A 26,885-nucleotide genomic window follows, 5' to 3' on the forward strand; every position below is an offset into this window, starting at 1 on the left:
AATATTTAATATAAATAACGAAAATAAATACCTGTTGACAACCATTTATTTTTCGAATAATCTTACTTATATAATTTCTGCATACGTATGCAAAAATGAAAAACTAAACATAAAGGGGTAATAACAATGGTTAAAGTATTGAAGTCTGGAAAATCAAAAGAAGAAGTAAGCATAAATGACTCTCAGGTCTCTCAAATTGTATCGGAAGCAATTAAGGACATAGAAAAGCGAGGAGATCAAGCAGTTCGTGAACTATCTGAAAAATTCGATAAATGGTCTCCGGAAGCGTTTCGTTTAACTGACAAACAAATAAATGAAATCGTATCCAACGTGCCTAGCGATGTAATTGAGGACATTAAATTTGCTCAAAAAAATATTCGTGAATTTGCAGAGGCACAATTAGCTTCATTACATGATGTGGAAGTAGAAAATATTCCTGGTGTTATTTTAGGTCACAAAAATATTCCGGTTAACAGTGTTGGATGTTACATACCTGGTGGTCGCTATCCAATGGTTGCCTCTGCACATATGAGTGTTTTAACGGCGAAAGTGGCAGGCGTAAAACGAGTAATTGCTTGTACGCCACCTATTAACGGAGAAATTCCACATGCCACAATTGCAGCAATGTCATTAGCAGGTGCTGATGAAATTTACCTTCTAGGTGGTATTCAAGCAATGGCTGCGATGGCAATTGGTACAGAAACAATCGAACCTGTAGATATGATTGTTGGACCAGGGAATGCTTTCGTTGCCGAAGCAAAAAGACAATTGTATGGTCGCGTAGGAATTGACTTATTTGCAGGTCCAACAGAAACATTAGTAGTTGCTGACCATACGGCAGATGCCGAAATGATAGCAACGGATCTTTTAGGACAAGGGGAACATGGACCAACATCACCTGGAGCGCTAATTACAACATCTGAAAAATTGGCAGAAGAAACTGTAAAAGAAATTGAACGTCAATTGCAAACGTTACCAACTGCCGATGTTGCCCGTGTATCATGGGAAGATTATGGTCAAATCCTTTTAGTAGATTCAATTGAGGAAGCTAGAATTGAAGCAGATCGACTTGCTTTTGAGCACGTAGAAATCTTAACGGAAGATCCTAATTACTTCCTTGAAAATATGACGAACTATGGTTGCTTATTCTTAGGCCCTGAGACAAATGTTGCTTATGGAGACAAAGTAATTGGTACAAATCATACATTACCGACTAAGGGTGCTGCTCGTTATACAGGTGGATTATGGGTAGGAAAATTCATTAAGACTGTTACCTATCAAAAAGTAACACCAGAGGCAAGTGCCTACATTGGGGAATATGCAGCACGTCTTTGTCAGTTAGAAAACTTTGCTGGTCATGCCGAGCAAGCTCTGCTACGTGTGAGAAGATACGGAAAAAAGAATGATTAATGCTAGGTATGATGGCAAGTAAGTGAAGATTAATAAAACGCAAAAAGGGGATTCGGGGGGAACTATATGTTAGGGATGATTGGGTTATTTGGCGGATTGGCACTATTAATATATTTAACAATGAGAGGTATGAACTTACTCATTGCTGCACCTATAACTGCATTACTTGTAGGGCTATTAAATGGGCTGCCGCTTTTCCCGCAGCTTGCAGAAAATGATGCTGCAAACTTTTTAACTAATTATATGTCTGGTTTCACAGGCTTTATCGCATCTTGGTATTTAATGTTTTTAACGGGTGCTATATTTGGTAAAGTAATGGAAGATAGTGGAGCGGCGGACAGTGTTTCGCAATGGATTGTCAGTAAAATCGGCATGAAACAAGCTGCATTAGCGATTGTAGTTGCCTGTGCGGTTTTAACTTATGGTGGTGTAAGCTTGTTTGTTGTAGCCTTTTCTGTTTATCCTATGGCACTTAGCCTATTTAAACAGGCAGATTTACCAAGACGCTTTATTCCAGCGGCTCTTGGTTTTGGTTCAACAACGTTTACGATGACATCTGCAGGTTCGCCTGAAATACAAAACTGGATTCCAATTCAGTTTTTAGGTACTTCACCATATGCAGGATGGGAAGTTAGTTTTATTGTCGCTGTATTTATGTTAGCGTTTGGTTATTGGTGGCTCAAAAAGATGATCAGCAAAGCTATGGCGAATGGAGAACGATTTGTTAGTAGAGAGACGGATATATTGACAACAACTCGAACAGATTTACCAAATCCGATTTTAAGTATTGTGCCATTACTCGTTGTATTAATTATTTCTTTTACCTTCCATAATTCATTAGGAACGTCAGCATTGATTATCGCATTAACGGGCGGTATATTAGCAAGTTACCTTATCAACAGAAAGTTCTTTCAAAATTTTGGTGCAGCAGTAGGAGAAGGGGCAATGGGTGCGATTGTTGCAATTGCGAATACAGCTGCGGTTGTTGGCTTTGGGGGTGTCGTAAAAGCAACACCTGCTTTTGAATCTGCTGTAAAGGTTATGACAGATATTCCAGGAAGCCCATTAGTAGGTGGTGCTTTAGCGGTAGCAGTTATTGCAGGATTAACGGGTTCGTCATCTGGAGGGCAAGCCATTGCATTACCTTTATTAGCACCACATTATTTGGATTTAGGGGTCAATCCGGAGGCGTTACACCGAACAGTTGCCATTTCTTCAGGGTCACTTGACTCACTTCCACAAGGAGGATATGTGGTCACGACTATTCGTTCAATCTGTGGAGAAACACATAAAGATGCTTACCCAGCATTTGGTGCATTAACAGTTGTAGTGCCGGCATTAGGTGTAATATTAGCCGTAATATTATTCTCATTCGGTTTGGGCATTTAATAGATATTTGAAAACAGAAACCCAACAAATGATTGATCATCGTTTGTTGGGTTTCTCTGCTTATAGAATAAAAGGAAAATTACTTGCGTATAGCTCTGGAATGGTTTTATTACATCATAGCTAAATTTTATTAACGGTGTATTGTATTTTCTGTTTCATACTGTATATTTAATTTAATTTTGTTCAAGTCCCTATCAATTTTGGAAACTAATATATGTAATTCTTCATTTTCAGGAGCGTTAAACGTTTCTCCTCTTCGTTTGCTTAAAGTGACTGTTTGATTAATTAATCGCAAACAGGATTTAATTAGAGCCAAATCCGTTTTGATTGCTTCTTTGTTTATAATGTCTATTTCATCCATTAATAATCACCCCTACAAACATAATACAATATTAGTAATCATTATCCAATACGATGAATTGGATGATACATCGTTGGATAATGTACTAATGATTTAAAGCACCATCTATTTTTATTTACCACTTTAAAAATGGGTTAAACAACATAATAGAGGGAGTGTATTAATGTTTGGTTGCAGTAGCTTATCAATTCATACAACAGATAAGAAAACATTATTTGCTAGGACAATGGATTTTACAATGGAACCAGATAGTAAAGTAGTTATTGTCCCCCGTAAATATGGCATTCGATTGCTTGAAGAAAAAAATGAGGTAACCATTAGCAATCCATACGCGTTTATTGGAATGGGCAGCACGGATCTCGCATCTCCTGTTCTTTACGACGGTGTAAACGAAAAAGGTTTGATGGGAGCGATGCTGTACTATGCCACATTTGCGACTTATTCAGACGAACCTAAAGAAGGCACAAGAGGTATTAATCCGATTTATGTTGTTTCACAAGTGTTGGGAAGCTGTGTAACGGTCGACGATGTCGTTGAAAAATTAAGCGCTTTTACATTATTGAATGAAGCAAATAACATACTTGGTTTCGCACCACCGCTTCACTATACATTTACAGATGCTAATGGTGAAACGATTGTCATTGAACCTGATAGAACAGGCATAACTGTTCATCGCCAAACAATTGGGGTCATGACCAATAGCCCTGGTTACGAATGGCATCAGACAAATTTAAGAGCTTATATTGGTGTCACGCCTAATCCTCCCCAAGACATTACAATGGGAAATTTGAAATTAACACCGTTTGGGCAAGGGGCAGGCGGGTTAGGGTTACCAGGTGATTTCACGCCATCTGCACGGTTTCTTCGTGTCGCTTATTGGAAGAAGTATATGCAACAAGCGAAAAATGAAATTGAAGGGGTAACTGCTTTGTTTCATATTCTATCTTCGGTGAATATTCCGAAAGGCGTTGTCTTAAATAAAGAGGGGAAGACGGACTATACAATATATACGTCTGCAATGTGTGCGCAAAGCAAAAACTATTACTTTAAGCTTTATGATAATAGTCGAATTTCAGCAGTTTCATTATTTGCCGAGGATTTGGATAGCCATGAATTAATTACATTTGAGTGGAATCGTGAACAGGATATTAAACAGTTAAATGTGACAAACTAATAAAGCACCAGGCGCTTATTATGATGAATGAGCACCTGGTCTTTTTATGTCTTTTAATCACCTCAGAAACTCATTCGTGATAGAGATTGGATTTTTTAGTGGATGGCTAAAATAACATAGTAGTGGCTGGTTCATGACAAGCAAACTTAGATTAATATATAATCTTTTAGCTTGTATAAAACTGCTAAAAGATGAAAGCATGTTTGATAGAATATTATGAGGTGAGTATATATGGATTGGAAACCAGATAGAAAAGCAAAGAAAGCTATCTATAAACAACTCGCAGAATATATTGAAAAGGGGATAGCTGATGGTACATTTCCACCTGATAAACCATTACCATCAGAGAGGTATTTGGCTAGTACCTTGAATGTAAATAGAAGTACGGTCGTTCATGCATATGACGAATTAGAATCTTTAGGGCTAATTGATAGAACTAGAGGAAGCGGTACTACGATAAGTAAAGATATATGGGGTATAACAAAAAAGCGGATTCCGAGCTGGAATCGATATATTGAGGCGGGTTCTTTTTTACCTAGTCTACCTGTAACACAAAAAATAAGAAAAGAAGCAGTTGAACATAAATTAATCAATTTAGCTTCCGGTGAATTGTCAGAAGATCTTTTCCCTAAAAGATTTTTAAGCGAGATTACTTCAACGCGTTCTTTTATTGGAAGCTTAGGATACGATCATCCACAAGGAAATGAAATCCTTAGAAGTACACTTACAAAACATGTGAAAATTAGTCGGGGAATCGAAACAAACGCTTCTTCAATACTTATAACATCTGGAGCGCAACAAGCATTACATTTAATTGTCCAATGTTTGTTAAAGCCTGGTGATGCAATTGCTATAGAAGACCCTTCATATAATTACAATCTTCCTACTTTTAAATCAGCAGGTATCCAAGTACATTATTTACCTGTTAATGAAGACGGGATCAATCCAGAAGATTTGCAAATGTTATATAAAAAACACCGAATAAAAATGATTTTTTTAAATCCATATTTTCAAAATCCGACTGGCTACTTAATGAATCAAAAGAAAAAAGAAGCGATTTTAGACATATCCTCTAAGCTTGGAATTCCTGTTGTAGAAGACGATCCTTATAGTTTAACCGCTTTTTCAGAAGAAAAAATTTCAACCCTTAAATCAATGGATAAGAACGGCAATGTTTTATATATTAGCTCGTTGTCTAAAATTGTCGCTTCAGGACTAAGAATTGGGTGGATTATAGGCCCAACATCAGTAATTGAAAGGTTGTCCGATGCGAAGCAACAATTAGACTTTGGTCACTCAAGCTATACACAATGGATAGCCAATGATTTTTTAGAATCAGAACATTTCCATTCACACATGAAATGTTTAATTAAGGAATTAGAAAAAAGAAGAAATACAATTATTAAAAGCCTTGATACTTATTTAAAAGGGCTTGTGGAATATTCAATTCCGCAAGGTGGTATTCATATATGGTGTAAAATACTAAAAAGCTTTAATGAAACCCAGTTACTTGAGGAGTCCATCAAGCAAGGCGTCATTTATGCTCCAGGCTCAACATTGGGTTCCAAAGAAAGCTTTGTTCGTTTTACTTTCGCAAGGGAAGATGAAGATTCGATTGATGAAGGTATAAAAAGGTTTGCACAAGCTCTTCATAGTTTGTAGTTAATTGGATGACTAAAAATATGCAAGAGTGGATGGTTTAAATGATATGGAAAACCTATATGATCGTAATAAGGGAAGAGAGCATCATCCCTTAAGCATTAGCTGCTGATGAGAAAAACTCAAGGTGGCTACCTTTTATTATATTTTATACCGCGTTCATTTTATGATTTAGAATTATTCCCACTCTAAGCTTAAAATGAAAGAAAATAGAGTAAGCTTCCAATCCTCAGGTTGGAAAATTACTCTATTTTTATTATGTCACAATACTTTCGTTTGATATTCAAATCTTGTATGGTATGGTGTTGAATGGAGCATTTCATGAAAACCAATTACTCAATGAATGTAGCAAAAAGATCATTATATGTATCTTTAAAATAAATGGATGGTCAAAAAAGCATCAAATTGGATGGTTATAATCACTATAATTCCTTTATCATTGAGAATGGGTGATGAAACATTTATCTAGGCATTTAGTGAAACAATGGCAGTGAAGGTGATAATAAATTATTTGCTATAAAAATGATAAAATTATTGAAAGAGTTGATATGATATGACATGGGGTTTAATTATTACAATAGTGATTGGATCGATTGTTAAATTGTTAATGAGTCCTCCAAGTATCGTTGTTGCATGGACTGTAAGTAAATTTGAACTTCATAAAAAACTGGATTCAAAAGATGTTACGGTAACCTATAATGGAAAGAACTTAGAAGAAGTAGAAAAAAACAGATTTACTGACTATTTTAATGAAGCTTCCTTTTTAAAAAAGCATTATATCTTCCCAGGCAATGAAAAATTATTTCTAGAGCCAGAATCGAATGTAACACCATTTGTCATCAACGTAAAAAAAGGCAAAAAAGAAGATGTTCATTTCTTTGTTTTTAATTACGATAATCACGTTGATGTAGTGAAGAAATACAAAGAGAAAGTTGTTTCTTATAGTATAAGCTCTGAACATCTACAAAAATTTTCTTTGTCTCCTAAAGCAGTAATTTAAAGGGCTAAAATACCCTTACCATTCAATTACAAAATTGTTTATCCAGCCAGTTATCGGTATAGTACCGATAACTGGTTATTTTAATTTTTTTTATTCGATTATAAAGTTTTTGACCGTTTGTTCTATATAAATTAATTTATTCGTCTATCATCTGAAAATGCTTGGCTAGAAAATGATGTGAAAAATGGATATCTACAGCTTTTAGAAACACATTTTACGATGGTAAATGGAGGATGGGCTTCATGTAACATGACGCTTACACTGTTATCCTTTTTCAATAATTATAATATGACAGCAAGTAGTTGAAAACGAAGAAGAAACAGGTTATTTTATATAGATAAATGAGCGTGTTTTTCAAGGTGGAATAAATGAATTGATAGAAGATTTACTTGCAGCACTCGTACCTAATGTTAGTATTGCTTTAGATACGCGAAAAATCGATAGAAATATTGAATTGTTAAAGAATGAAGTTTGGTTTGAAGATATTTATAATGAAGAAAAATATCGAAAGTTATTTTTCGTAAATAGAAAAGTAAGGAGATATCTACAAAATACTCGTCGTGTGAAAAGAATGATAAAGAAGGAAAAAATTCAAAATGCATTTATAACCTTTTTAAATAAACAACTATGACAATTTTATATGGGGGAAACGAATATGCCAAATAAAGAGTTATCACTTGAGCAACATGAGGAACTACTAAAAACTTTGCAAGACCGATTTGAGAAAAATATGAATCGCCATCAAGGTCTTGAATGGGCTAAAGTACAAGCTAAGCTTGTAGCTCATACGGAAAAACTTTGGTCGCTTAATGAAATGGAAGTTACAGGCGGCGAGCCGGATGTTGTCGAGTATGATGAAAATACGGACGAGTACATTTTTTATGATTGTGCAACAGAAAGTCCTAAAGGTCGTAGAAGCTTTTGTTACGATCGTGAAGCATGGGAATCAAGAAAGAAGCATCAACCAGAAAATACAGTAATCGATATGGCAACTACCATGGGCATTGAACTGTTAACGGAGGAACAATACCGAAAATTGCAAGAACTAGGAAATTTCGATTTGAAAACATCAAGTTGGGTACAAACGCCTGCAAATATTAGAAAACTTGGCGGAGCTATCTTTTGTGATCGTCGCTACGATACTGTCTTTATGTATCATAATGGAGCAGATTCCTACTATGCTGCAAGAGGCTTCCGTGGCTCGTTTAGGGTTTAAAGGAAGTGTGATTATTTGATTTTTAACAAAATATTTGAGGAATCAAACATCAAAAACGACAGTAACATGATTTCGAGAGAAGCTGTTAGAGCGATTATTGTCAATGAAAATCGAATTCTTTTAGTTCATTCAAATAAAGGAGATTTTAAATTTCCTGGAGGGGGTCTAGAGGATAATGAGACCCATGAGGAAGGATTAGTTCGAGAAGTAAAAGAAGAAACGGGTTACATGAATTGCAGAGTTCAAAACAAGGTTGGCTTTGTCTGTGAAAAGAAAATGGATGAAAATGACGATAACACATTATTCAAAATGGCATCGCACTATTATTTTTGTGAATTGATTAATGATGCGAGGATTGCTCAACAATTAGATGCTTATGAATCCTTACAACAATTCACAGCAAGGTGGGTTTCAATTGATGAGGCAATTAAACAAAATGAAAGCTTGATCAATGTATCAGATAACAATAGATGGTTGCGACGTGAAACATTTGTTTTAAAAGAGCTGAAAAATTTTTTAGCTTTAGATTGCAATAAATAATAAATTTTTCAGAACAACAAAAGTTAGGGCGAATAGAATGAAGGATAAGAAGGAACGATTGAAAGAATTGCTTGCTCAGCAAAAGCAAAAAATAATAGAAGAGGAGGAAAAAAGAGCATATAAAATCGTTTTAGAGGAAGTAAATGATTTGTTTTCGAATATGAGCGTTGAAGAGGACGTAGCCATTTTATCAAAAGAAGATTCTAAAAAAATCACCGATGATTTATTTGAAGCATTTCCATTTGGTCACTCGGGAATTGACTGGACACTTATGTTTTCTAAAACTATTTTTTCTAACTTTGTTGATTATGAAAGCGCACTAGTGGAATTAGTAATGAAAAATCATAAAGTACATGATGAAATTTGTTATATCATTGATCTGAATGCTCAACATGTTATTAAAACAAAATTGTTTAATATTATTTATAGAGTCGAAGAAGTGAGGTGTTGGGATAAATATATTTATGCACCTCAAATTAAATTGGTTATTGAATTCCCTTCGAATGATATTGCGGTAGGATGGAAGGAATAAATTTTTATAATATAGAAAATCAGTTAGAACAATAATGAAAACAGTCATCAATGCAACATTTGCAATGGTGACTGTTTTTACTATAAGTATTATAAAATATTTAGCTAGTCTATATTGAGTTACTTCTTACCTAATATGAAAGGTGTTCGGATTAAGGATTAGATTAAAAGGGTCACCAGGCTGGGAGCAACCCTTTAATTTAGAGAGGTGCATTATTGCTTGTATGATAGTATTAACAATCGTCTCCAGAACTTATGAAAGTAGCGCCGACAATAATTAAAAGAATAAATAGTACAACGATTAGCACGAATGTTGAACCGTTATTGTTATTACCATAATCATAGTTATTTACTCCACAACAATTATTGTTCCAATTGCCTGCATTTCCGTAGTATCCCATGGAAAAATCCCTCCTTTCTTCAATGTATAATATGTATTCTGCAAAGAAGTGGGGGGGTGTTTATCCATTAAAAATTTAAACTAGTAATATTTTGTGGGAGATGATAAAAGAGGTGTCGACGGAAATGCTACCCTATATATGAAATTTGTAAGCCATCTTCAGCAAGTTTCATAAGGAGCCTTTTGTTTTTGAAATAGCGACCACTTTATAAACATTTAGGTAAGTTTTCCATAGTAAATAGCCTAAAACACTACGAAAAAGATTTAGTAGAATATCAGCAGTATCAAAACTTCTTAAAAAAAGATTTAATTGAAGTCCCTCTATACTAAGTATCCCTTAATAATGGAAAATCGGCGATAAAACCATTTCAATCGCCGATAAGGCACTGTGAATGTGTCTTGGGTGAATGCTGATATAAAAAAATCCACTCGCTTTCCGCGGGCACAACGTAAGCCGCAACCCTCGCTATGCGCGGTGTTAAGTCTTACGCTACGTGCGTTCCCGCAGGAGTAAGCGTGGATTTTTACTTAAAGACAGAAAATTCATAATCGTTTGAGTGACTGGCACTTTTCGTTACATCGCTACCCAGTGATCTTTAGAAACTTCCACGAGTTGTGTGTTGTCTAAATTAAAACGATTGATCATCAACTCTTCTTCTGACATGACCTGACGTTTCTTTTGTTTTTCAATTGCAGGGTCTGGTATTGGAATTGATTGTAGTAACATTTTTGTATAGGGATGCTGTGGGTTCGCATAGAGTTCTTCGCTTTCCGCTAATTCCACAATTTTTCCTCCGTACATCACGGCTACGCGATCACTAATATGCTTCACCATCGACAAATCATGTGCGATAAATAAATAAGTCAAGCCTAGTCGTTGTTGTAATTCTTTCAATAAGTCTACAACTTGTTTTTGAATCGAAACATCTAGGGCAGAGAGTGGCTCATCACATACAATAAAATTCGGCTCCACTGCTAAAGCACGGGCAATACCAATACGTTGACGTTGCCCGCCGCTAAATTCATGTGGATAGCGTAAAGCATGCTCCTTTTTTAAGCCTACTAGTTCGAGTAATTCCTCAATACGTGCGCGACGTTCCTCAGCTGACTTCGCCAATTTATGTACATCAAGTGCCTCCCCGATAATATCAAGAACCTTTTTACGAGGATTTAATGATGAGTATGGATCCTGGAAAATGATTTGCATGTGTCGTCGCATACTTTTTAATTCACCTTTAGATAAGCGTGTGACAGGAACCCCTTTATACAATACTTCGCCATCTGTTGGCTCATGGAGCTGTAAAATCGTACGTCCTGTTGTCGATTTACCTGAACCAGATTCACCTACGAGCCCGAGTGTCTCACCGGGATAAATACGGAATGACAAATCATCTACTGCTTTTAATAGTTCACCTTTTTTTAAATCGAAATGCTTAGATAAATTCCGTACTTCAATTAGCGGTACGTTCAAATCGGTACCTTCTTCAATATTAGGAGGCTGTTTTGGTTCTTTCTTTTCATGAAGCTTCGGCAGTGCATTTAATAGTTTTTTCGTATAAGGATGCTGCGGATTAGCAAATATCTCTTCCGTAGTTCCTTCCTCAACAATTTCTCCCTCTTTCATGACAATGACACGATCGCACATACCTGCAACAACACCTAAATCATGCGTAATTAAAATGATTGATGTTCCTAGACGTTCTTGCATTTGCTTCATAATGCTTAAAATCTGTGCTTGAATTGTGACATCTAGCGCAGTTGTTGGTTCGTCTGCAATCAACAGGGAAGGGTTACATGCAAGGGCCATCGTAATCATGACACGTTGACGCATACCACCACTAAATTCATGTGGGTACTGCTGATAACGTTCTTCACTATTTTTAATGCCAACTAATTTTAATAATTCAATCGTTTTTTCGTATGCTTGCTTTTTGGACATTTTTTGATGCTTCATTAAACCTTCAGCAATTTGTTCACCAACACGAATGGTTGGGTTAGTAGAAGTCATCGGGTCTTGGAAAATCATACTGATGTCTTTACCCCGGATGGCTTCCATTTGTTTTTCCGATTGTGTCACTAAATTTTCCCCTTGGAAAAGGATTGTACCTGACTTTAAAAAAGAGGGTGGTGATGGGAGAAGACGCATAATGGAACGAGCGGTTACACTTTTCCCGCTACCAGATTCTCCAACAATGCCGACTGTTTCTCCTTTATTGACATAAAAATTAACACCTTTTACTGCTTCAAATTCGCTTTCACCGGTAATAAAAGAAATGCGTAAATCTTGTATTTCAAGAATTTTTTCACTCATCGAATGCTCATCCTTTAATAAATTTCAAATATTCTTATTGACGAACTGTAGTCGTTCATACATACTATACTATACAGGTAGGTATTGTACAATATTGAGTGTAATGTAAATTTTATCATTTTATTTTCATACCTTACTACTATAGTAAGCGAAGAAAGGAGGAAATACATGAACAATTTTCAGAATATTAGAAAGCTTAATGAAAGTTATTACTTTAAGCAAATTTTTAATGAAATGACGAGGAAAACTAGTTATTCTATTGTGTTATTTTTACTAGGATTTCCAGTGCATATTGTTACATATTTTTTATATTTGTTAAAAAAAGATAAACATTCATATGCTCAAATGTTTGCACAAACGAAAGAACGATTTATTTCGCAAGGGAAAATTCAAGCATGGGAAGCGGAATATAGGCAGCAGGAACAAACGAAGGCAGCATTTTTTAATAAATCGCTGAATGAACAGCAACTTGCATCAGTAGTTAATCAACTAACGGAACAAAAGCTTAATAGAGAAGTAGAAAAAATACTACTAAACGAAGGTATTGCAAAACAATCCTACAAAAAGTATTTTAGTGAACTACTCGAAAATCCGATTTTTTTAGCTGTGTCATTTATTCCGGGTATTTTAATGTATTGTTTCCTAATTCTATGCAGTAATGCGTTTAGTCGATTTATCGTTGAGCGCTTATTCCAAAGTGCATTTGTCATTGTTGGTGTGGCGACATTAGTATTTACTATTTTATATTTATCGCCATTTGATCCTGCACGTAATTTGTTAGGAATCGAGGCAACACCTGAACAAGTCGCAAATTTTAATAAAATTCATGGATTAGATCAGCCATATTTAGTGCAGCTCTGGCATTCCTTATCTGGACTATTTACATTTGACTTAGGAAATTCCTTTGAAGGTAAAGAAAACATTACGCAAAGTATTATGAATAAGTTTCCAGTAACATTGGAAATTGCGCTATTTTCATTATTGATGGCGGTGGCGATTGCCATTCCTGTGGGGATAATTTCAGCGGTCCGACCGAATTCGTTTGCAGATTATGCGTTTATGTTTATCGCACTTATTGGTTTATCAATCCCGAGCTTCTGGCAAGGACTCATTTTTATTTTAACGTTTTCATTAAAATTACAATGGTTCCCTGCAACGTATAATCCGAATAATTGGTTATCCATTGTCATGCCGGTTGTTGTATTAGGTACTTCTATTACAGCGTCGATTGCACGAATGACAAGATCGAGCATGCTTGAGGTAATTCATGAGGACTATATTATTACGGCAAAAGCGAAAGGATTGAGTGAGCGCAAAGTCATTACAAAGCATGCGATTCGCAATGCGATGATTCCGATCGTTACCGTAATTGGTCTTTTATTTGGTGGTATGCTTGGCGGTGCTTCTGTTACTGAAAAAGTATTTAATATTAGTGGAATCGGAAGTTATATAGTAGATAAGCAATTCATTCCGGATATTCCTGCCATCCTCGGTGGGGTTGTTTATATTGCCATTACAATTTCAATTGTCAATATGGTGATTGATGTGCTATATGCGTTCTTTGATCCACGCATTCGTTCAAAAATGAAGAAATCTTAGGAGAGGGTATATTGTGAAATTCATATCGAATGTGAAACTGCTTATGAAAATAACGCAAGAATACGTCAATGCACAGTTTACCATTGCCTTTTCTGCTATTTTTTCAGTGCTGTTTTTACTAAATAGTTTTGATTTTGTAAATGGCGTATGGCGACCTTATGTCCTTACGATATTTGTTATTTATGCCTGTACGACATTATATATATGGTTTACATCTTTTCAAATAAAAAAGGATTTAGCAAAAGAACGGGAAATTCAAACACGTACACGACTGCTTGGTTATCCATTAATGCTAACAGTCTTAGTGGGTAATGTATTTGCAGCAGGCTTCGGATTTATGCTGGCAACGAAAAATAAAACTGCAGAATATACTTTTGCTATATATGCATTTATTACTCAGATTTTTATTATTCTTATTTCGGCATTGAATCTATTTAAGCCTTATGTGGTGGATACGTTTTTATTAGCAATGGGAGCATTTTTAGTACTCGCGGTCTTTTATGCGGTGATGGCTGTACTTGTAGCTCGATACGTTACAGTAAGCGATGCCCCTAAATGGATGATACCACTTGGAGTAGTATTGCTTTTACCTGCCCTAACAGGAAATCTTTTTTCATTCCTACTTGGCTGGACATTAATTAAAAAAGCCCGCAATACGGATCCATCTGCCGTTGAAAAGTGGCAGAAAATATGGAATAAAATATTGCGTAATACGATGGCTGTATTCGGTATGTTCTTTATTATATTTATGTTCTCGCTATCGGTCGTTAGTTCATGGACATTTGATTACGATTTTGCAGTGCAAAATAATTATAGTGCGTTATTACAAACACCTTCTTTGGATTATCCACTAGGGACTGATAACTTTGGTAGAGATTTATTTTCAAGAATCGTGTTTGGAGCTCAAATCTCTTTAATTGTTGGCTTCTTTTCAACTATTATTCCAGCTGCAATAGGAGGAGCACTTGGCGCATTTTCAGGCTATTATGGAAAAAATACAGATAACATCATAATGCGTCTACTCGATATTTTATATGCTATCCCAGGTATCTTACTGGCAATTGCAATCATTGCGGCATTTGGTGCAAACACAGTGAATTTAATTATTGCATTGAGCGTAGGGGCAATCCCGACATACGCAAGAACGATGCGTGCTAATGTCATGCAAATTGCCAATTTTGAATTTGTTGAATCAGCAAGGGCACTTGGTGTGTCTGATGCTGCCATTATTTTTAAGCATATCGTACCGAACTCTCTCGCTCCGATGATAGTGAAAGCGACTTTAACAATTGGTGGAGCAGTTATTTCAACAAGTAGTTTAAGCTTTCTTGGACTTGGAATTGAGCCACATATACCAGAGTGGGGCAATATTTTAAAAGTAGGCAGTACGTATTTAGAAACAAATTCTTATGTAGCTATTTTCCCAGGTTTATGCATAATGCTACTCGTCTTATCGTTTAACTTTTTCGGTGATGGGTTACGTGATGCACTTGATCCGAAAACAAACTAAAATTATTTATTGGAGGAATACAGAGATGAACAAAAAATTATTTACACTTGCTGCATCAGCAACCGTTGCGGCGGTCGCTTTAGCAGGGTGTGTAGAAACTAAATCGAATGTTGAAAATAAAGGTGATAAGTCAGATACAGCGAGTACAAAACCTGTTATTGAAGTGCTAGGTATGGCAGCTCAAGAACAAGATATGAATATTGTGCGCGACCAATTAGTGAAAAATGGCTTTGATGTAAAATTAAATATTCAACCAGACTTCGGTTCATATTCAGCACAAAAAGATGCGGGTAACTATGATGTCGCAATTTCTAGCTGGACGACTGTAACAGGAAATCCAGACTACGCAGTACGTGGGTTATTTAAAACAGGTGGAGATTATAGTGTGACTGCAGATGCTACAGTCGATAAATTAATTGATGAAGCTAGTACATTAACTGGCGATGATGCCAAAGAGAAATATAAAGAGCTTGAGCAAGCATTAGTATTTGATAATGCTTATATTGCACCTTTATACATTTCTCAAAAATTCCAAGGTATTTATTCGAAAAAAGTAAACCCAGATACTGTACGTTTACCAAAATCACGTGCTCAAGCATGGGAATCAATTGCATTTAATGATACTGCTAAAAATGCGACAGACACATTAGTGTTGCATCAATCAATTGGCTCATTAACTTCTTTAGACCCGATTAAAGGGAATGACGGTTCAATTAATACATTAAATACGAATATGTATGTTCGATTAGTGAATTTATCAGATACTGATGAAGTAGTATCTGACGGCTCATTATCTTATAATCACGCTATTTCTGAAAATAACCAAGAGTACTATTTCGTATTACGTGATGATATTAATTTTGCTAAAGTGGAAAATGGCAAAGCAGTGGATACTGGCGATTTAGTATCAGCTGAAGATGTTGTATTCTCATTAGAACGTGCGAAAGATCAAAATTCAGTACCAGACCACCGCACATATTCTATTCATGAAAATATTGATTCCGTAGAGGTAGTTTCAGATATTACTTCACTTGAATCTGTGAAAACAGCTGATGGAAAGTCAGTTTTAGATGAACTATCAGATAAACTACCAGCAGCTATTGCTCAAGTCGTAACGGACGAAGCGAAAGTAGACAATGCAGCAGGTAAATATCAAGTAGTGAAAATTACAACACCAAATCCATTCCCACAAGTGCTGAATTATTTAGCTCACCAATCGGGGGGAATCGTGTCTGAAGCGGCGGTTAAAGCGGTTAATACGTTTGACGTAGCAAGCTATGATCCAAATGTAAATGTTGCATACGGTGACCAAGCTACTGTTACAGAAGGTGCAACTTATGCAAACCATTTAGCGGCTTCTGGACCTTACATTTTAGTGCAAAAAAATGATTACGAAGCAACATTTGTCAAAAACCCTGCATACCAAGTTGGTACTGACAACGAGCCGAAAATTAATAACATAAGTGTTCGTTTCATTGAAGATAATGATAGTGCGCTATCTGCACTTCGTAATGGTGAAATTGATGTATTACAATCAGTACCAGAAACTAAAATTGATGTAGTAAAAGGCGATGCTAACTTAACATTAAAAACAGCTGATAGTAATGCTGTCTCTTATTTACTCGTTAATCCAAAAGGTCGCGAAGTATCGAAATCGGTAGACTTACGTAAAGCAATCCTTTACTCTATTAACCAAGATGAATTTATTAGCTACTACCAAGGCAATAAAAAGCCAGCAGTATCAACAGTTTCTCCACTTGTTGACACAGGCTTAAAGCTAACAGCAGATAGCTCAAAAGTAAAAGAATTTTTAAGTGCTTATAAAGCTAGTAAATAAAGTGTCAGACACATGAATTGAAGTGCTTCAAATCCTAATCTAAGGGTTTGAAGTGCTTTTTTTGAGTGCCAGGCACTTTTTGTTTAAATTTGGAACTTAAACCAATTTTAGTCGTATATAAAGTAAAAGAATAAAAGGAGAGTTGTATATGCGAAAGAAAAATTACATCATTTTAATTGTAACATTGGTTGTGGAAGCGATTATTACGTACTTTATTGCATCATTTTTCTCCGTTAGATTTATCGAAATAATGTTCTTTATTGGCTTTGCAATTGCTGGCGGTATTTTTTACTTTTCGAGTAGTGGTGGTCCAATAGCTAGATTTAATGAAGTGGCAGTGACTGCTCAAACAGGTCTCATTCTTAAAAGCGAGCAATATATCGCAAAGAAAGGACCGATATTTTTTGCTTCCGTACTATTTTGTTTAATTGGATTAGTTTTCTTTCTTCTTCTAATTGCAGGCATAATTCCACCTAAAGAAATTTAAATAATGTTGTTTAGAGGAGAGCATACGGCTGACGCAGCTCTCTGCAAATTAAAAAGCCCTTCTAGTCTTTCAAGGATTGGAGGGGCTTGTTGTTGTTTACGAGTACAAGTATAGGTAAAAAGCCTCGCAGCATTATTAAATCAACGTAACGAATAGATTGCATAATACTTGGAAAGTACTTTATGTAAAAAAGTTGGAGTTGATTTGTTTGGAATTTATTAAAGATAAAGAGCTTTACTGCTATAGCTGTCGTAAAAAGACGCTCTTTACATGTAAAGATGGGCATCATAAAAGTGGTGTAGAAAGTCATTGCAGTGAATGCAGTGGCATTTGGTTTGAATGGCAAAATCGAGCAGTTGAAAGAGAAATGGAGAAATGGGTTGAATATAACCAAAGAATCGTAAATTAATACAAGCGCTTCACAATTTATGTTATTCTACCTTGTAAATTATTATATTAAAAGAAAGAATTTACCTTAAATTATTGCGATATTTTGCTTAAAAGTGATACAAATTATCCAAATAGGTCACTTACTTAGAACTTAAGGCTTCCGAATATAGACTATGTCCGATTTAGTTGTATATAATGGAATAAAGTTAAAGTGTGAAGGTGATATATTTGGACGACATAGTCATAACAGGATATGGCATTAAAGCTCCTGGAATTTTAGATAAATTTAGCTTTTTAAATGTATTAGAAAAAGGTATTTGTACTCAGGGCATTTTAAACTATGCTCAACAGCCTCACACTAATATCGTAGCGGGTTTGATTGAAGATAGCTTCTTGGAGATAAACGGGGTAAGTTATCATCGCCATCCGCGTTCTGTAAGAATGGCAATTGCCGCTGCATTGGATGCATCTGAAATGTCAAATTTAAATGATTTTAAACCACATCGAATTGCAGTAATTATGGGGACATCCGCAGGAGCCATTCTTGAAATCGAAAAATACGCTTCGGATGCTTTTGATTTAAGGAAGTTTCCGATTCATGGGGTTTCCCTTGTTGATACGCACACACTTTCAAGCTCTGTTGCCGAAGCAATCGGTTCGTGTGGTTCTGCCTTTACAGTAACAACAGGCTGCAGTGCTAGTTTAGACGCTATATTAATAGGGAAACAGCTATTGGAGTCTGGAAGTGTTGATGCTTGTATTGTAGGAGGAACAGAGGCTCCATTAGGCCAATGGACAATTAATGGCTTTAAAAAAATAAGGTCACTTTCTACGGAGATTTCAATCGAAAAAGCTGGTGTACCGTTTTCAACCCAGCATCGCGGCTTCGTGTTATCCGAGGGAGCTGGTGTAATGGTTTTAGAGCGTAGGCAATCAGCAATTACAAGAGGACAGAAGATATATGGAAAAGTTGAACGTGTTGTTTCAAGAAATGAAGGACAAAAACTATTAACCTCTGATATTACTGGTAGACATATGCTGGACGTTTTTCAAGAAACAGTCGGAGATACTATACCAAGCTATATAAACAGTCAGGCGTTAGGTATTGAGGTAAATGATCAGATAGAACGCTTTACTCTGAAAGAAACATTTGGCTCTAAAGTGCCTATTACTTCAATTAAAGGAATGATAGGTCACACATTTGGTGCAATGGGTGCGATGCAAATTATTGCATCTTTATTATCAATGGAATACGGGTTTATACCTCCAACGATTAAAACATCAGGTCATGGGTTTGAAGACATACCTATTGTTTATGAAACTAGACATCAAGCGGTAGAGTCTGTATGTATTACTACTCATGGGAGTAGCGGGAATAATGCTTGTCTATTACTGACACATACATAGGAGGCTCTTTATATGTTTTTTATATTTTTAATTTTATTATCATTTATTCCCGTTTGTGTTGGGATTACGATTTTAGTGCTATTCAAAAAAAATAAACTTTCTAAAATTATTTTTTTATTCCTTCTTTTAGCCTCATTTTGGCACATAGATGTTTCGTTTTTGTACGCATATCGACTGTTTACCGAAGAAACTATAATGTTCTTTTTTAAACTTTTCCGATTTGGGTCAATCATGGTCACACCAACGATTTTTTATATTGGTTATACCATTGTTCAAGAAATACTCCCTAAAGAGTATCAAAAAAAGTGGCGCTATCTTGTTAATCGGACGACCGTTTTTATATCTTACGCATTTGCTCTTCTTGGTTACATAATCGGTTGGAGTTCTAAAGGGATTAGTAAATTAGAACTTATTAAAATGGAAACTAGTATATTTTATTTTCCAGTGGATGGCGAGCTGTCATGGATTTTTAATTTTAATGTCCTTCTTTTTATTGTATGTATCATTATTAGTTTGTTGATTAGTTTAGATGTACAAAATAAGAGTGAACGTTCGTTTTTGTTATATTTTAATATTTTCACGGCCATTGGGTTTACCATTGGCTACTTAAATATGTTTCCTAGTTCAAGATTGTATCCAAGCTCGATTGCCGTTTTAGTCTTTGCAATTTCTATATTAATCCTTTCGAGTCGCATGCATCTTGAAATCGTAAACAATATGAATAAAAGGCTATATGAGCAAAAGCAGTTTTTATTTAGGGTTATCGATTTAAATCCTAACTACATTTATGCGCAAGATGAAAATGGTCGTTATACTTTGATGAATAAATCCTATGCGCAGTTAATGGGCATGAGCTTTCAAGATATGATTGGGAAAACGGACACGGATTTACTAATCGATTTGTCTGATGAGGAAGATAGCCTCGATCAAGAAAAAGGTATGTTCAAGCTACCTGAAAAACATTTCATAAAAGAGGAAGCTATTACAGCTGCTTCGGGAGAAGTTGTATGGGTCCAAACTGTCAAAGTACCAATTCATTTACATGAAAGTTCTACGTTACTTGCTGTATCAACGGATATTACTGAACGCAAGCAGTATGAAGATGAAATTAAATTTCAAGCAAATCATGATGCTTTGACGGGGTTACCGAATAGAAGAATGTTCAATGATGATTTAATCGCCCTTTTAGAAAAGGCTAAAGCGGAAGGTAGTCAAAATGCAATATTGTTCTTCGATTTAGATCGTTTTAAATATATCAATGACACTCTTGGTCATGATGTAGGTGATTTATTATTAGTAGAAGTATCAAGACGAATTGAAATGCTATTAGAAGAAAAACATAACAGGGCTAACATTTACCGACTTGGTGGAGATGAATTTACAATCTTATTGCCCTATTATGATGCCACTGAAAGTGAGGCATTTGCTAAAGACTTATTAGCACAATTTATTACAGGCTTTTGGATCGATGGTAGTGAGTATTTCATTACACCGAGTATTGGCATTAGTACGTTCCCAAATGATGGCTATGATGCTAATACATTAATTAAGCATGCAGATACAGCCATGTACTATGTAAAAGAAAGAGGGAAAAATAACTATCAATTATTCACTTCAGAAATGCAACAACATTTCTATAGGAAAATGATGATTGAAAAACAATTACGAACAGCACTCGATAATGAGGAATTTGAACTTTATTATCAGCCCATTATGGATGTGAAATCGAATGAAATCATCGGTATGGAATCGCTAATCAGATGGAACAATGCAGTACTTGGACAAGTAACCCCAGATGAATTCATTTCCATTATGGAGGAGACTGGAATGATTATTCCTATCGGTAAATGGGTATTGAATACGGCCATTGCACAAACTGCGCATTGGCATCGTGAATCAAATAAGCGATTAAAAATAAGTATAAATGTCTCAGTGAAGCAGTTACTCGAATCAACATTTGTAGATAGTGTCCAGCATGCAATAGAGAATGCAGAACTTGATGCGACCTATGTTGTATTAGAGATAACGGAAAGTATCGCAATGTATGCTGAGTCAATGATTGAAAAATTATGTGCATTAAAAAAACTAGGTATAAGTCTATCGATGGATGATTTCGGAACAGGGTATTCATCACTTAGTTATTTAAATAAATATCCACTCGATTCCTTGAAAATTGATAAATCATTTGTAATTGGCATGAATCAAGATGATGAGAACAAAGCACTCGTAAAAACCATTATTGCGATAGCCAAACAACTCGATTTGAAAGTGATAGCTGAAGGCGTAGAAGGTAAGGAAGAATATCACTTCTTGGCTGAGATTGGCTGTGATTATGCTCAAGGGTACTTGTTTAGCCGTCCACTCCCTGTTGCAGAATTTAAAGGAAAATGGCTTATAGACACTGACGTCTCACATAAATAGTATGTTCATTTAATTGATAAAGAAATAATTGGTAGCGAGGCTTTCTCTTCATGAGGAAGCCTTTGCTTGTGGACAAATGTTGTAGGGCATTGATCCTTATCGGATGGCTTGTCCAATTTTTTTGGTCTTTCATGCCTCGCGTTATACAAAAGGCTTCGTGGCATGGATGTTTGTCACTTTGTATTGTTACCAATTAGATAGTATAAATATGATACTATTGAAAAAAGTTGGAGATTAACAAGATAGATTTGAAGGAGGGATAGTAGATATGAAAAAGTGGATTGTTTTATTTACTTTAATAATGTGTATAAGCTTTCAATCAAATACTGAAGCTAAAGTCATATGGGATGGAGCGGAGATTACAAAAGGACAAACGGGTAAATTAACATTTTCAAAGGACGTGAAAATATATAAAAAAAGTGACGACGGTACGTTTATTTCACTCGTTGTGAAAAAAGGGGAGTTTTATCGCGTATATGGCCATGAGTATTCGACTGTTGGCAAAGTCTATAAAATGAGTGGCGGCTATCGTGTACAAGCAACAGATTTAGTTATTTATAAGGAAGTTCCGTTAGCTATCCAACAACAAGTATCAGGTGTGAAGTTTACTGTAGGGACGCCTATTTTTGCTAATTCTGCAAAAGGCGTGTCCATTAAAGAAGCCCCGAATAGTGCAGCGAAAACTATTTTGCATACACCGTATGGGGCTGTTTTTAAGGTAGTAGAGCTGAGTGGGGATTATGTGAAAGTAGAATACAATCCAAGAACTGATACAACAATTGATTATATTTGGGGATATGTACCACAAGACTATGTGTCAAACTTACCTGAAGGAACAATCCAATATGTGAATCAAATTGTTGATTTATCCGTTCGTCCTGGATGGCAAAGCCAGTCATTAAAACCTGGTACATCAGTTGCGGTCTATTTCACAACAGCAGATGGTCGGGCATATGTGTCTTCAAATAAAATTTATGGATACCTCCCTGTAAGTGCTTTGTCAAAGACGCCAATCGTAGATAAGGAATTGCAGGTATTAGCGGAACCGTCGAGCTTATTATTTGATGCAACTAAAAAAATTGCCTTATCGGAAACAGCACCTTATTACTATTTAACAGAGTTTTCGCCGACTTCTAGTAATCGTTGGCAAGGGAAAATGCAACTAGTAAATGATGATGAAATTAGTGGTGGCAAACAAATAGCAGGTGCACTAAGCTACACACTTATAAATAAGAAGCTAACGTATCATTTAGAAAGCGAACTACATGATCAAAAAATTATGATGCAGTTCCCACTAAAAGTAAATGATACAATTTATGTCAATGGTCAAACGCAAAAAGTGAGCAAAATTTATGAGCAATACGCGTTAAATATTACAGGTAGTTATAAAACATTTACAAATGTTGTAATAGCAGGGGATTACATTATTGCGAAAGGTTTAGTGAAGGGACCTTATAATTATTGGATTCAATCGTAGCGTGGTCTATTAGGAAAGTCTGGTGTTTCTGATTGAGCGAAAACGCTCTTATAGTAAAAAGCTGAATTAGCAAAAAAATTGAAATATTCGTAATGAGAATTTATAATAATGACAAATATTTTTGGGAGGGATTTTTTTATATGAAAGGAAACCCTTTAACAGGGAACATATATGAGCTTGTAGGGGTACCTTGGAGACAGTAAGGAGTGAAGACAATAAATGATATATCGATTTTTATTGTTGCTAGCTACCCTCATCTTTATAGTCAATTTATATGTCCTTCCAACATTTTTCTCCATTGAACCAGACCGTACAGGTACTTTGATTGGATTAATAATCATCATCGTTATTATTAATCATTTATTAAACAATAAAGTTAACAATTAATTTTCTCGTGCAGCTCCTTGCAATAGGAATGCTGCATGATTTTTTATGTTTCAGCTATTTTTTTGAATGAAATGTCTATTTTATGTATTTAAATTGAAAAAAATGTTCAAAAAAAACAAAAAGATGCGCTCATTGACCAAATTAGTGGTACAGTTAGAAAGTATATTTTAAAAGTGATTAGGAGACAAAAGATGATTGAAATCAAAACATCTCCATTAAGCAATGGAGAATTCAATAGAGGGGTATTTGCTACATGTGATATCCAAAAAGGAGAGCTTTTACACGAAGCACCAGTTATTTCCTATCCAAATGAACAGCATCAACACATTGAGCAAACATTGCTTGCTGATTATGCTTTTGAATATGGAATAGGTCAATCTGCTATCCTTCTTGGCTATGGCATGTTGTTTAATCATTCTTATGAACCGAATGCAACGTATGAGATTAATTTTAGAAACCAAACATTTGATTTCTTTGCTTACAAAGATATCAAAGCGGGGGAAGAAATATTAATCAATTATAATGGCGATGTGGATAATCAAGATCAGCTATGGTTTAACGAGGAATAAAAAAAGAATTAAAAACTCGCCCAGCCCCGTACAAATAACTTGTATGGGGTATTTTTTAATTCGATACGGAGTAACGGAAACTTAATAGTAAAGAAAATAAAAATAATTTATATAAGTGGTAGACAAATGAGATTTTATATAATATAATAAATTTAATAACATCGTTTGCGAAGAAACAATAATTCACATGTTACAAAGAGTAATCGTGTTTTGTTCGGTACTTTTTGTAATATGTGAATTTTTTTCTTTTGAGGAAATCGGATATTATTAAATACAATTAATGGAGGTCATTCAAATGACACAACAAGGTACAGTAAAATGGTTTAACGCAGAAAAAGGTTTCGGTTTCATCGAAGTAGAAGGCGGAAACGACGTATTCGCTCACTTCTCAGCTATCCAAGGTGAAGGTTTCAAATCACTTGACGAAGGTCAAAAAGTTGAATTCTCAGTAGAAGACGGCCAACGTGGACCTCAAGCTACAAACATCGTAAAACTTTAATTTTTAATTAAACTAACGATACACAATGTAGGCAAACTCAAAGAAATTTGAGTTTGCCTACATTTTTTTTTGAATGAAATTTAAGTAGTAGCCTTTGCGTCCCTCTAAAGCGTCTAGAACGCATGTAAAGTAACAGAATCTTATACGTGGAAACATACTTCTATTATGAAGTTAAAGCGCTTTAAAGGCTTGTTAAGAAGCTTATGAACGATTTTGTACTTCGTGGCTGTAAAAAGTGCTTGAGTTTGTTTTGGACTTCCGTTATATTAAAAGAGACTAAAAGGTATCTTTTTCGGAGGTGCACATGAAAAAAGGTGAAATAACAAGGCTTAATATTATTCGAAAATCTGCTACGATTTTTAACACAAAAGGATACATGACAACGACGATGAGCGACATTATTCAAGAAACAAATATTCAAAAAGGGGGGATATATCGACATTTTAAGGATAAAGAGCAACTGATGCTCGAATCTTTTCAGTTCTCAACCGAAACAATGAAAAACCATCTAATGGAAAGTGTTGCTCAACACGACCATGCAACGGACAAATTACTTGCATTTGTAGAGGGCTTTTTACAATTAAGTGAAGGAGAACCGATAGTAGGAGGGTGCCCTATTTTTAACGCAGCAACCGAAATGGATGATCTAGACGGAAGTGCATTGCTACCATCGATTACTGAAGCAATGGATATGATGGTCATGTGGTTGGTAAAAATAATAAAGGATGGTATGAGACATCAGCAATTGAAGCAAACGATACAGCCATATGAAACAGCGATATTTATTGTGTCGACACTTGAAGGTGGACTCGTATTAGATAGATTAAAAAAGGATGAGCATTTAACGGAGGTTTTAATAAATCATTTGAGGCAGTATATTTCAATGATAGCTACAGAGCGGCAATAAAGCCGTCTTTTTTATAATTAAAAAGAGACTATTTGGTATCTTTTTTGGAGGGTTAGAATGAGCTATTTATTATTTTTTGCTTTCTTCGTGCTTATTTTATTTTTGAGAAGCTATATCATTTTGCATATTTTTACACCAAAGCGAAAAAAGGAAAAAAAATATCCGCAATCATCTTTTGAAAATATCGAAATTAGGATGGAAATAGGAGCTGTCAGAGGTTGGCTGATTAGAAGTGACAAGGGTAAGGGGTGTTTTCTACTGATTCACGGGTGGGGCTCTAATAAGTCTGATATGTTGCGATATGTCGACCCAATAGTAGCTCGCGGCTATGACGTTGTAATGATAGATGTACTTGGTCATGGGCAAAGTGACTCCGTGCAAAAACAAGTAAGTATTGAATCGTTTGTCCAAACGATAACATCCACGATTGATTATGTGACAGAAAGACCAGATATTAACTGTAAGTCTATTTATGTTTTAGGGCATTCAATGGGAGGAATAGCTGCAAGTATTGTAAATGCCCAAGATTCAAGAATACATGCTCTTATCACTGACTCAATGCCTACATCACTAAAGAGTATTAGCAATTCAATGGCGGAAAAAGTAACAGTACCTTATATGCCAATTGGTTGGCTATTTGTTAGTTGGTTTTTATTAAGAGGAGGTGTTTTTTTAAAAGCTAGAAAAGAGTGGCGTCTTGAAAAAATATTAAAAAACCAACAGTCACCGTCTCTTGCTATTCACTCAATGCAAGATAAAAAAGTACCCGTTTCAAATGTGGAAGTTTTAAAAAATGGTAGCAACTTTAAACAAGTAATTAAAGTGGAAACAAAGGGTCACCATAATTGTGTGAAAGATCCGTTTTTTTGGAATTACGTTTTTCAATTTATAGAGAGTAATAAGGGGGATATAGTAAATGATTAATATTGATACACTCGTGATTGGTGCAGGTCCTGGAGGGTATGTGGCAGCTATTCGTGCTACTCAAATGGGGCAAAATGTAACAATTATAGAGAAGGAATTTTTAGGAGGAGTATGCTCGAATGTCGGTTGTATTCCATCGAAAGTATTGATTTCTGTAGGTCATCGTTTTGAGCAAGCAAAGCATTCAGAAGATATGGGAGTAGTTGTCCAAGAAGTAAAACTAGACTGGACAAAAGTACAAGAGTTTAAAAAGGGGATCGTTTCTAAATTAGTAGGTGGCGTTGAAAGTCTGCTAAAAGGCAACAAAATCGACATAGTGAAGGGGCAGGCATACTTTGTAGATAAAAATACTGTACGTGTCATCGAGGGTGGAAGCTCAGAAACGTACACATTTAACAATGTGATTATCGCAACAGGTTCTCGTCCAGTTGAAATTCCAACTTTTAAATTCTCTGATCGTGTCCTAAACTCTACTGGCGC

At 35.5% G+C, this 26,885-nt stretch carries 26 protein-coding genes; 23 read left to right on the forward strand and 3 right to left on the reverse strand.

The genetic code is table 11. The features are described 5' to 3' along the window. Positions 1 to 126 precede the first annotated feature (126 nt). Together hisD and ACIQXW_RS16560 are read left to right on the forward strand one after the other, a co-directional pair. On the forward strand, positions 127 to 1,410 hold the full coding sequence (hisD, locus tag ACIQXW_RS16555; RefSeq protein WP_340823240.1) for a histidinol dehydrogenase: 1,284 nt from the start codon (positions 127 to 129) through the stop codon (positions 1,408 to 1,410). A gap of 66 nt (positions 1,411 to 1,476) precedes the next feature. Next, on the forward strand, positions 1,477 to 2,799 hold the full coding sequence (locus ACIQXW_RS16560) for a GntP family permease (RefSeq protein ID WP_340823241.1): 1,323 nt from the start codon (positions 1,477 to 1,479) through the stop codon (positions 2,797 to 2,799). 130 nt (positions 2,800 to 2,929) lie between these two features. Here the strand turns inward: ACIQXW_RS16560 and ACIQXW_RS16565 are convergent, their stop codons facing one another. After that, positions 2,930 to 3,160: a phosphoglycerate mutase gene (locus tag ACIQXW_RS16565; RefSeq protein ID WP_401022158.1), complete on the reverse strand. Its 231-nt coding sequence runs from the start codon at positions 3,158 to 3,160 to the stop codon at positions 2,930 to 2,932. A 163-nt stretch (positions 3,161 to 3,323) separates the two neighbouring features. Here ACIQXW_RS16565 and ACIQXW_RS16570 point away from each other — a divergent pair, with 163 nt between their 5' ends. The 7 genes from ACIQXW_RS16570 to ACIQXW_RS16600 all read left to right on the forward strand — a co-directional run bounded on the left by ACIQXW_RS16570 (position 3,324) and on the right by ACIQXW_RS16600 (position 9,281). After that, entirely contained in the window at positions 3,324 to 4,334 is a 1,011-nt protein-coding gene (locus ACIQXW_RS16570; protein WP_402763958.1) for a linear amide C-N hydrolase, read from the forward strand. Between the two features lie 231 nt (positions 4,335 to 4,565). Then, positions 4,566 to 5,996, forward strand: coding sequence for a MocR-like pyridoxine biosynthesis transcription factor PdxR (pdxR, locus tag ACIQXW_RS16575; protein ID WP_402763961.1), 1,431 nt, complete (start codon positions 4,566 to 4,568; stop codon positions 5,994 to 5,996). Positions 5,997 to 6,546: 550 nt separating this feature from the next. After that, positions 6,547 to 6,993 (forward strand): YfmQ family protein, encoded by a 447-nt coding sequence (locus ACIQXW_RS16580; RefSeq protein ID WP_340823246.1) that lies wholly within the window; start codon positions 6,547 to 6,549, stop codon positions 6,991 to 6,993. Between the two features lie 373 nt (positions 6,994 to 7,366). Beyond that, positions 7,367 to 7,624, forward strand: a complete 258-nt coding sequence (locus ACIQXW_RS16585; RefSeq protein ID WP_402763965.1) for a hypothetical protein — start codon at positions 7,367 to 7,369, stop codon at positions 7,622 to 7,624. Between the two features lie 24 nt (positions 7,625 to 7,648). Continuing rightward, the gene (locus tag ACIQXW_RS16590; protein ID WP_402763968.1) at positions 7,649 to 8,209 is read left to right on the forward strand and encodes a DUF4256 domain-containing protein; all 561 of its coding nucleotides are present in this window, start codon (positions 7,649 to 7,651) and stop codon (positions 8,207 to 8,209) included. A gap of 15 nt (positions 8,210 to 8,224) precedes the next feature. Continuing rightward, positions 8,225 to 8,749 (forward strand): NUDIX hydrolase, encoded by a 525-nt coding sequence (locus tag ACIQXW_RS16595; protein ID WP_402763970.1) that lies wholly within the window; start codon positions 8,225 to 8,227, stop codon positions 8,747 to 8,749. 58 nt (positions 8,750 to 8,807) lie between these two features. Then, positions 8,808 to 9,281 (forward strand): CDI toxin immunity protein, encoded by a 474-nt coding sequence (locus ACIQXW_RS16600; RefSeq protein WP_401022147.1) that lies wholly within the window; start codon positions 8,808 to 8,810, stop codon positions 9,279 to 9,281. Between the two features lie 232 nt (positions 9,282 to 9,513). On the opposite strand, the gene ACIQXW_RS16605 is transcribed toward ACIQXW_RS16600, so the two are convergent. Then, on the reverse strand, positions 9,514 to 9,681 hold the full coding sequence (locus ACIQXW_RS16605) for a YjcZ family sporulation protein (protein ID WP_340823256.1): 168 nt from the start codon (positions 9,679 to 9,681) through the stop codon (positions 9,514 to 9,516). Between the two features lie 573 nt (positions 9,682 to 10,254). Next, positions 10,255 to 11,991 (reverse strand): ABC transporter ATP-binding protein, encoded by a 1,737-nt coding sequence (locus ACIQXW_RS16610; protein WP_402763973.1) that lies wholly within the window; start codon positions 11,989 to 11,991, stop codon positions 10,255 to 10,257. A gap of 168 nt (positions 11,992 to 12,159) precedes the next feature. Between ACIQXW_RS16610 and ACIQXW_RS16615 the strand changes: the two genes are divergently transcribed. From ACIQXW_RS16615 to ACIQXW_RS16680, 14 genes are all read left to right on the forward strand, one after another. Beyond that, positions 12,160 to 13,590 carry an ABC transporter permease gene (locus tag ACIQXW_RS16615; RefSeq protein ID WP_340823259.1) on the forward strand — a complete coding sequence of 477 codons (1,431 nt, stop codon included), beginning with the start codon at positions 12,160 to 12,162 and terminating at the stop codon, positions 13,588 to 13,590. A gap of 13 nt (positions 13,591 to 13,603) precedes the next feature. Then, complete coding sequence (locus tag ACIQXW_RS16620; RefSeq protein ID WP_340823260.1) at positions 13,604 to 15,100, forward strand: ABC transporter permease; 1,497 nt, start codon at positions 13,604 to 13,606, stop codon at positions 15,098 to 15,100. Between the two features lie 25 nt (positions 15,101 to 15,125). Beyond that, positions 15,126 to 16,937, forward strand: a complete 1,812-nt coding sequence (locus tag ACIQXW_RS16625; RefSeq protein WP_401022141.1) for an ABC transporter substrate-binding protein — start codon at positions 15,126 to 15,128, stop codon at positions 16,935 to 16,937. A gap of 148 nt (positions 16,938 to 17,085) precedes the next feature. Further along, positions 17,086 to 17,424, forward strand: a complete 339-nt coding sequence (locus ACIQXW_RS16630; RefSeq protein ID WP_340823263.1) for a hypothetical protein — start codon at positions 17,086 to 17,088, stop codon at positions 17,422 to 17,424. Between the two features lie 208 nt (positions 17,425 to 17,632). Then, positions 17,633 to 17,833: a hypothetical protein gene (locus ACIQXW_RS16635; RefSeq protein ID WP_340823265.1), complete on the forward strand. Its 201-nt coding sequence runs from the start codon at positions 17,633 to 17,635 to the stop codon at positions 17,831 to 17,833. Between the two features lie 209 nt (positions 17,834 to 18,042). Continuing rightward, positions 18,043 to 19,221, forward strand: coding sequence for a beta-ketoacyl synthase N-terminal-like domain-containing protein (locus tag ACIQXW_RS16640; protein WP_340823267.1), 1,179 nt, complete (start codon positions 18,043 to 18,045; stop codon positions 19,219 to 19,221). Positions 19,222 to 19,233: 12 nt separating this feature from the next. Next, the gene (locus ACIQXW_RS16645; RefSeq protein ID WP_402763979.1) at positions 19,234 to 21,642 is read left to right on the forward strand and encodes a putative bifunctional diguanylate cyclase/phosphodiesterase; all 2,409 of its coding nucleotides are present in this window, start codon (positions 19,234 to 19,236) and stop codon (positions 21,640 to 21,642) included. 268 nt (positions 21,643 to 21,910) lie between these two features. Next, positions 21,911 to 23,119: a hypothetical protein gene (locus tag ACIQXW_RS16650; protein ID WP_402763982.1), complete on the forward strand. Its 1,209-nt coding sequence runs from the start codon at positions 21,911 to 21,913 to the stop codon at positions 23,117 to 23,119. A gap of 219 nt (positions 23,120 to 23,338) precedes the next feature. Next, positions 23,339 to 23,506, forward strand: a complete 168-nt coding sequence (locus ACIQXW_RS16655) for a hypothetical protein (protein WP_340823272.1) — start codon at positions 23,339 to 23,341, stop codon at positions 23,504 to 23,506. A gap of 191 nt (positions 23,507 to 23,697) precedes the next feature. Beyond that, on the forward strand, positions 23,698 to 24,075 hold the full coding sequence (locus ACIQXW_RS16660; RefSeq protein WP_340823273.1) for an SET domain-containing protein: 378 nt from the start codon (positions 23,698 to 23,700) through the stop codon (positions 24,073 to 24,075). 295 nt (positions 24,076 to 24,370) lie between these two features. Continuing rightward, complete coding sequence (locus ACIQXW_RS16665) at positions 24,371 to 24,574, forward strand: cold-shock protein (protein WP_038187584.1); 204 nt, start codon at positions 24,371 to 24,373, stop codon at positions 24,572 to 24,574. Between the two features lie 304 nt (positions 24,575 to 24,878). Then, positions 24,879 to 25,481 carry a TetR/AcrR family transcriptional regulator gene (locus ACIQXW_RS16670; RefSeq protein ID WP_402763986.1) on the forward strand — a complete coding sequence of 201 codons (603 nt, stop codon included), beginning with the start codon at positions 24,879 to 24,881 and terminating at the stop codon, positions 25,479 to 25,481. Between the two features lie 57 nt (positions 25,482 to 25,538). Continuing rightward, the gene (locus ACIQXW_RS16675; RefSeq protein ID WP_402763989.1) at positions 25,539 to 26,405 is read left to right on the forward strand and encodes an alpha/beta hydrolase; all 867 of its coding nucleotides are present in this window, start codon (positions 25,539 to 25,541) and stop codon (positions 26,403 to 26,405) included. After that, positions 26,398 to 26,885 (forward strand): FAD-dependent oxidoreductase (locus tag ACIQXW_RS16680; RefSeq protein WP_402763992.1); only part of this gene is annotated, 488 nt, incomplete at its 3' end. The genes ACIQXW_RS16675 and ACIQXW_RS16680, both read left to right, overlap by 8 nt.

The sequence above is a fragment of the Lysinibacillus sp. NPDC097162 genome, from assembly GCF_044762185.1.
Taxonomy (GTDB): Bacteria; Bacillota; Bacilli; order Bacillales_A; family Planococcaceae; genus Lysinibacillus.

Bases quoted from the DNA above. Each gene is read 5' to 3' on its own strand.
- ACIQXW_RS16675 (WP_402763989.1), top strand. From the start codon at position 25,539: ATGAGCTATTTATTATTTTTTGCTTTCTTCGTGCTTATTTTATTTTTG.
- ACIQXW_RS16670 (WP_402763986.1), top strand. From the start codon at position 24,879: ATGAAAAAAGGTGAAATAACAAGGCTTAATATTATTCGAAAATCTGCT.
- ACIQXW_RS16570 (WP_402763958.1), top strand. From the start codon at position 3,324: ATGTTTGGTTGCAGTAGCTTATCAATTCATACAACAGATAAGAAAACA.
- ACIQXW_RS16625 (WP_401022141.1), top strand. From the start codon at position 15,126: ATGAACAAAAAATTATTTACACTTGCTGCATCAGCAACCGTTGCGGCG.
- ACIQXW_RS16630 (WP_340823263.1), top strand. From the start codon at position 17,086: ATGCGAAAGAAAAATTACATCATTTTAATTGTAACATTGGTTGTGGAA.
- ACIQXW_RS16610 (WP_402763973.1), bottom strand. From the start codon at position 11,991: ATGAGTGAAAAAATTCTTGAAATACAAGATTTACGCATTTCTTTTATT.
- ACIQXW_RS16580 (WP_340823246.1), top strand. From the start codon at position 6,547: ATGACATGGGGTTTAATTATTACAATAGTGATTGGATCGATTGTTAAA.
- ACIQXW_RS16590 (WP_402763968.1), top strand. From the start codon at position 7,649: ATGCCAAATAAAGAGTTATCACTTGAGCAACATGAGGAACTACTAAAA.
- ACIQXW_RS16605 (WP_340823256.1), bottom strand. From the start codon at position 9,681: ATGGGATACTACGGAAATGCAGGCAATTGGAACAATAATTGTTGTGGA.
- pdxR (WP_402763961.1), top strand. From the start codon at position 4,566: ATGGATTGGAAACCAGATAGAAAAGCAAAGAAAGCTATCTATAAACAA.
- ACIQXW_RS16615 (WP_340823259.1), top strand. From the start codon at position 12,160: ATGAACAATTTTCAGAATATTAGAAAGCTTAATGAAAGTTATTACTTT.
- ACIQXW_RS16560 (WP_340823241.1), top strand. From the start codon at position 1,477: ATGTTAGGGATGATTGGGTTATTTGGCGGATTGGCACTATTAATATAT.
- ACIQXW_RS16650 (WP_402763982.1), top strand. From the start codon at position 21,911: ATGAAAAAGTGGATTGTTTTATTTACTTTAATAATGTGTATAAGCTTT.
- ACIQXW_RS16660 (WP_340823273.1), top strand. From the start codon at position 23,698: ATGATTGAAATCAAAACATCTCCATTAAGCAATGGAGAATTCAATAGA.
- ACIQXW_RS16645 (WP_402763979.1), top strand. From the start codon at position 19,234: ATGTTTTTTATATTTTTAATTTTATTATCATTTATTCCCGTTTGTGTT.
- ACIQXW_RS16565 (WP_401022158.1), bottom strand. From the start codon at position 3,160: ATGGATGAAATAGACATTATAAACAAAGAAGCAATCAAAACGGATTTG.
- ACIQXW_RS16665 (WP_038187584.1), top strand. From the start codon at position 24,371: ATGACACAACAAGGTACAGTAAAATGGTTTAACGCAGAAAAAGGTTTC.
- hisD (WP_340823240.1), top strand. From the start codon at position 127: ATGGTTAAAGTATTGAAGTCTGGAAAATCAAAAGAAGAAGTAAGCATA.
- ACIQXW_RS16655 (WP_340823272.1), top strand. From the start codon at position 23,339: ATGATATATCGATTTTTATTGTTGCTAGCTACCCTCATCTTTATAGTC.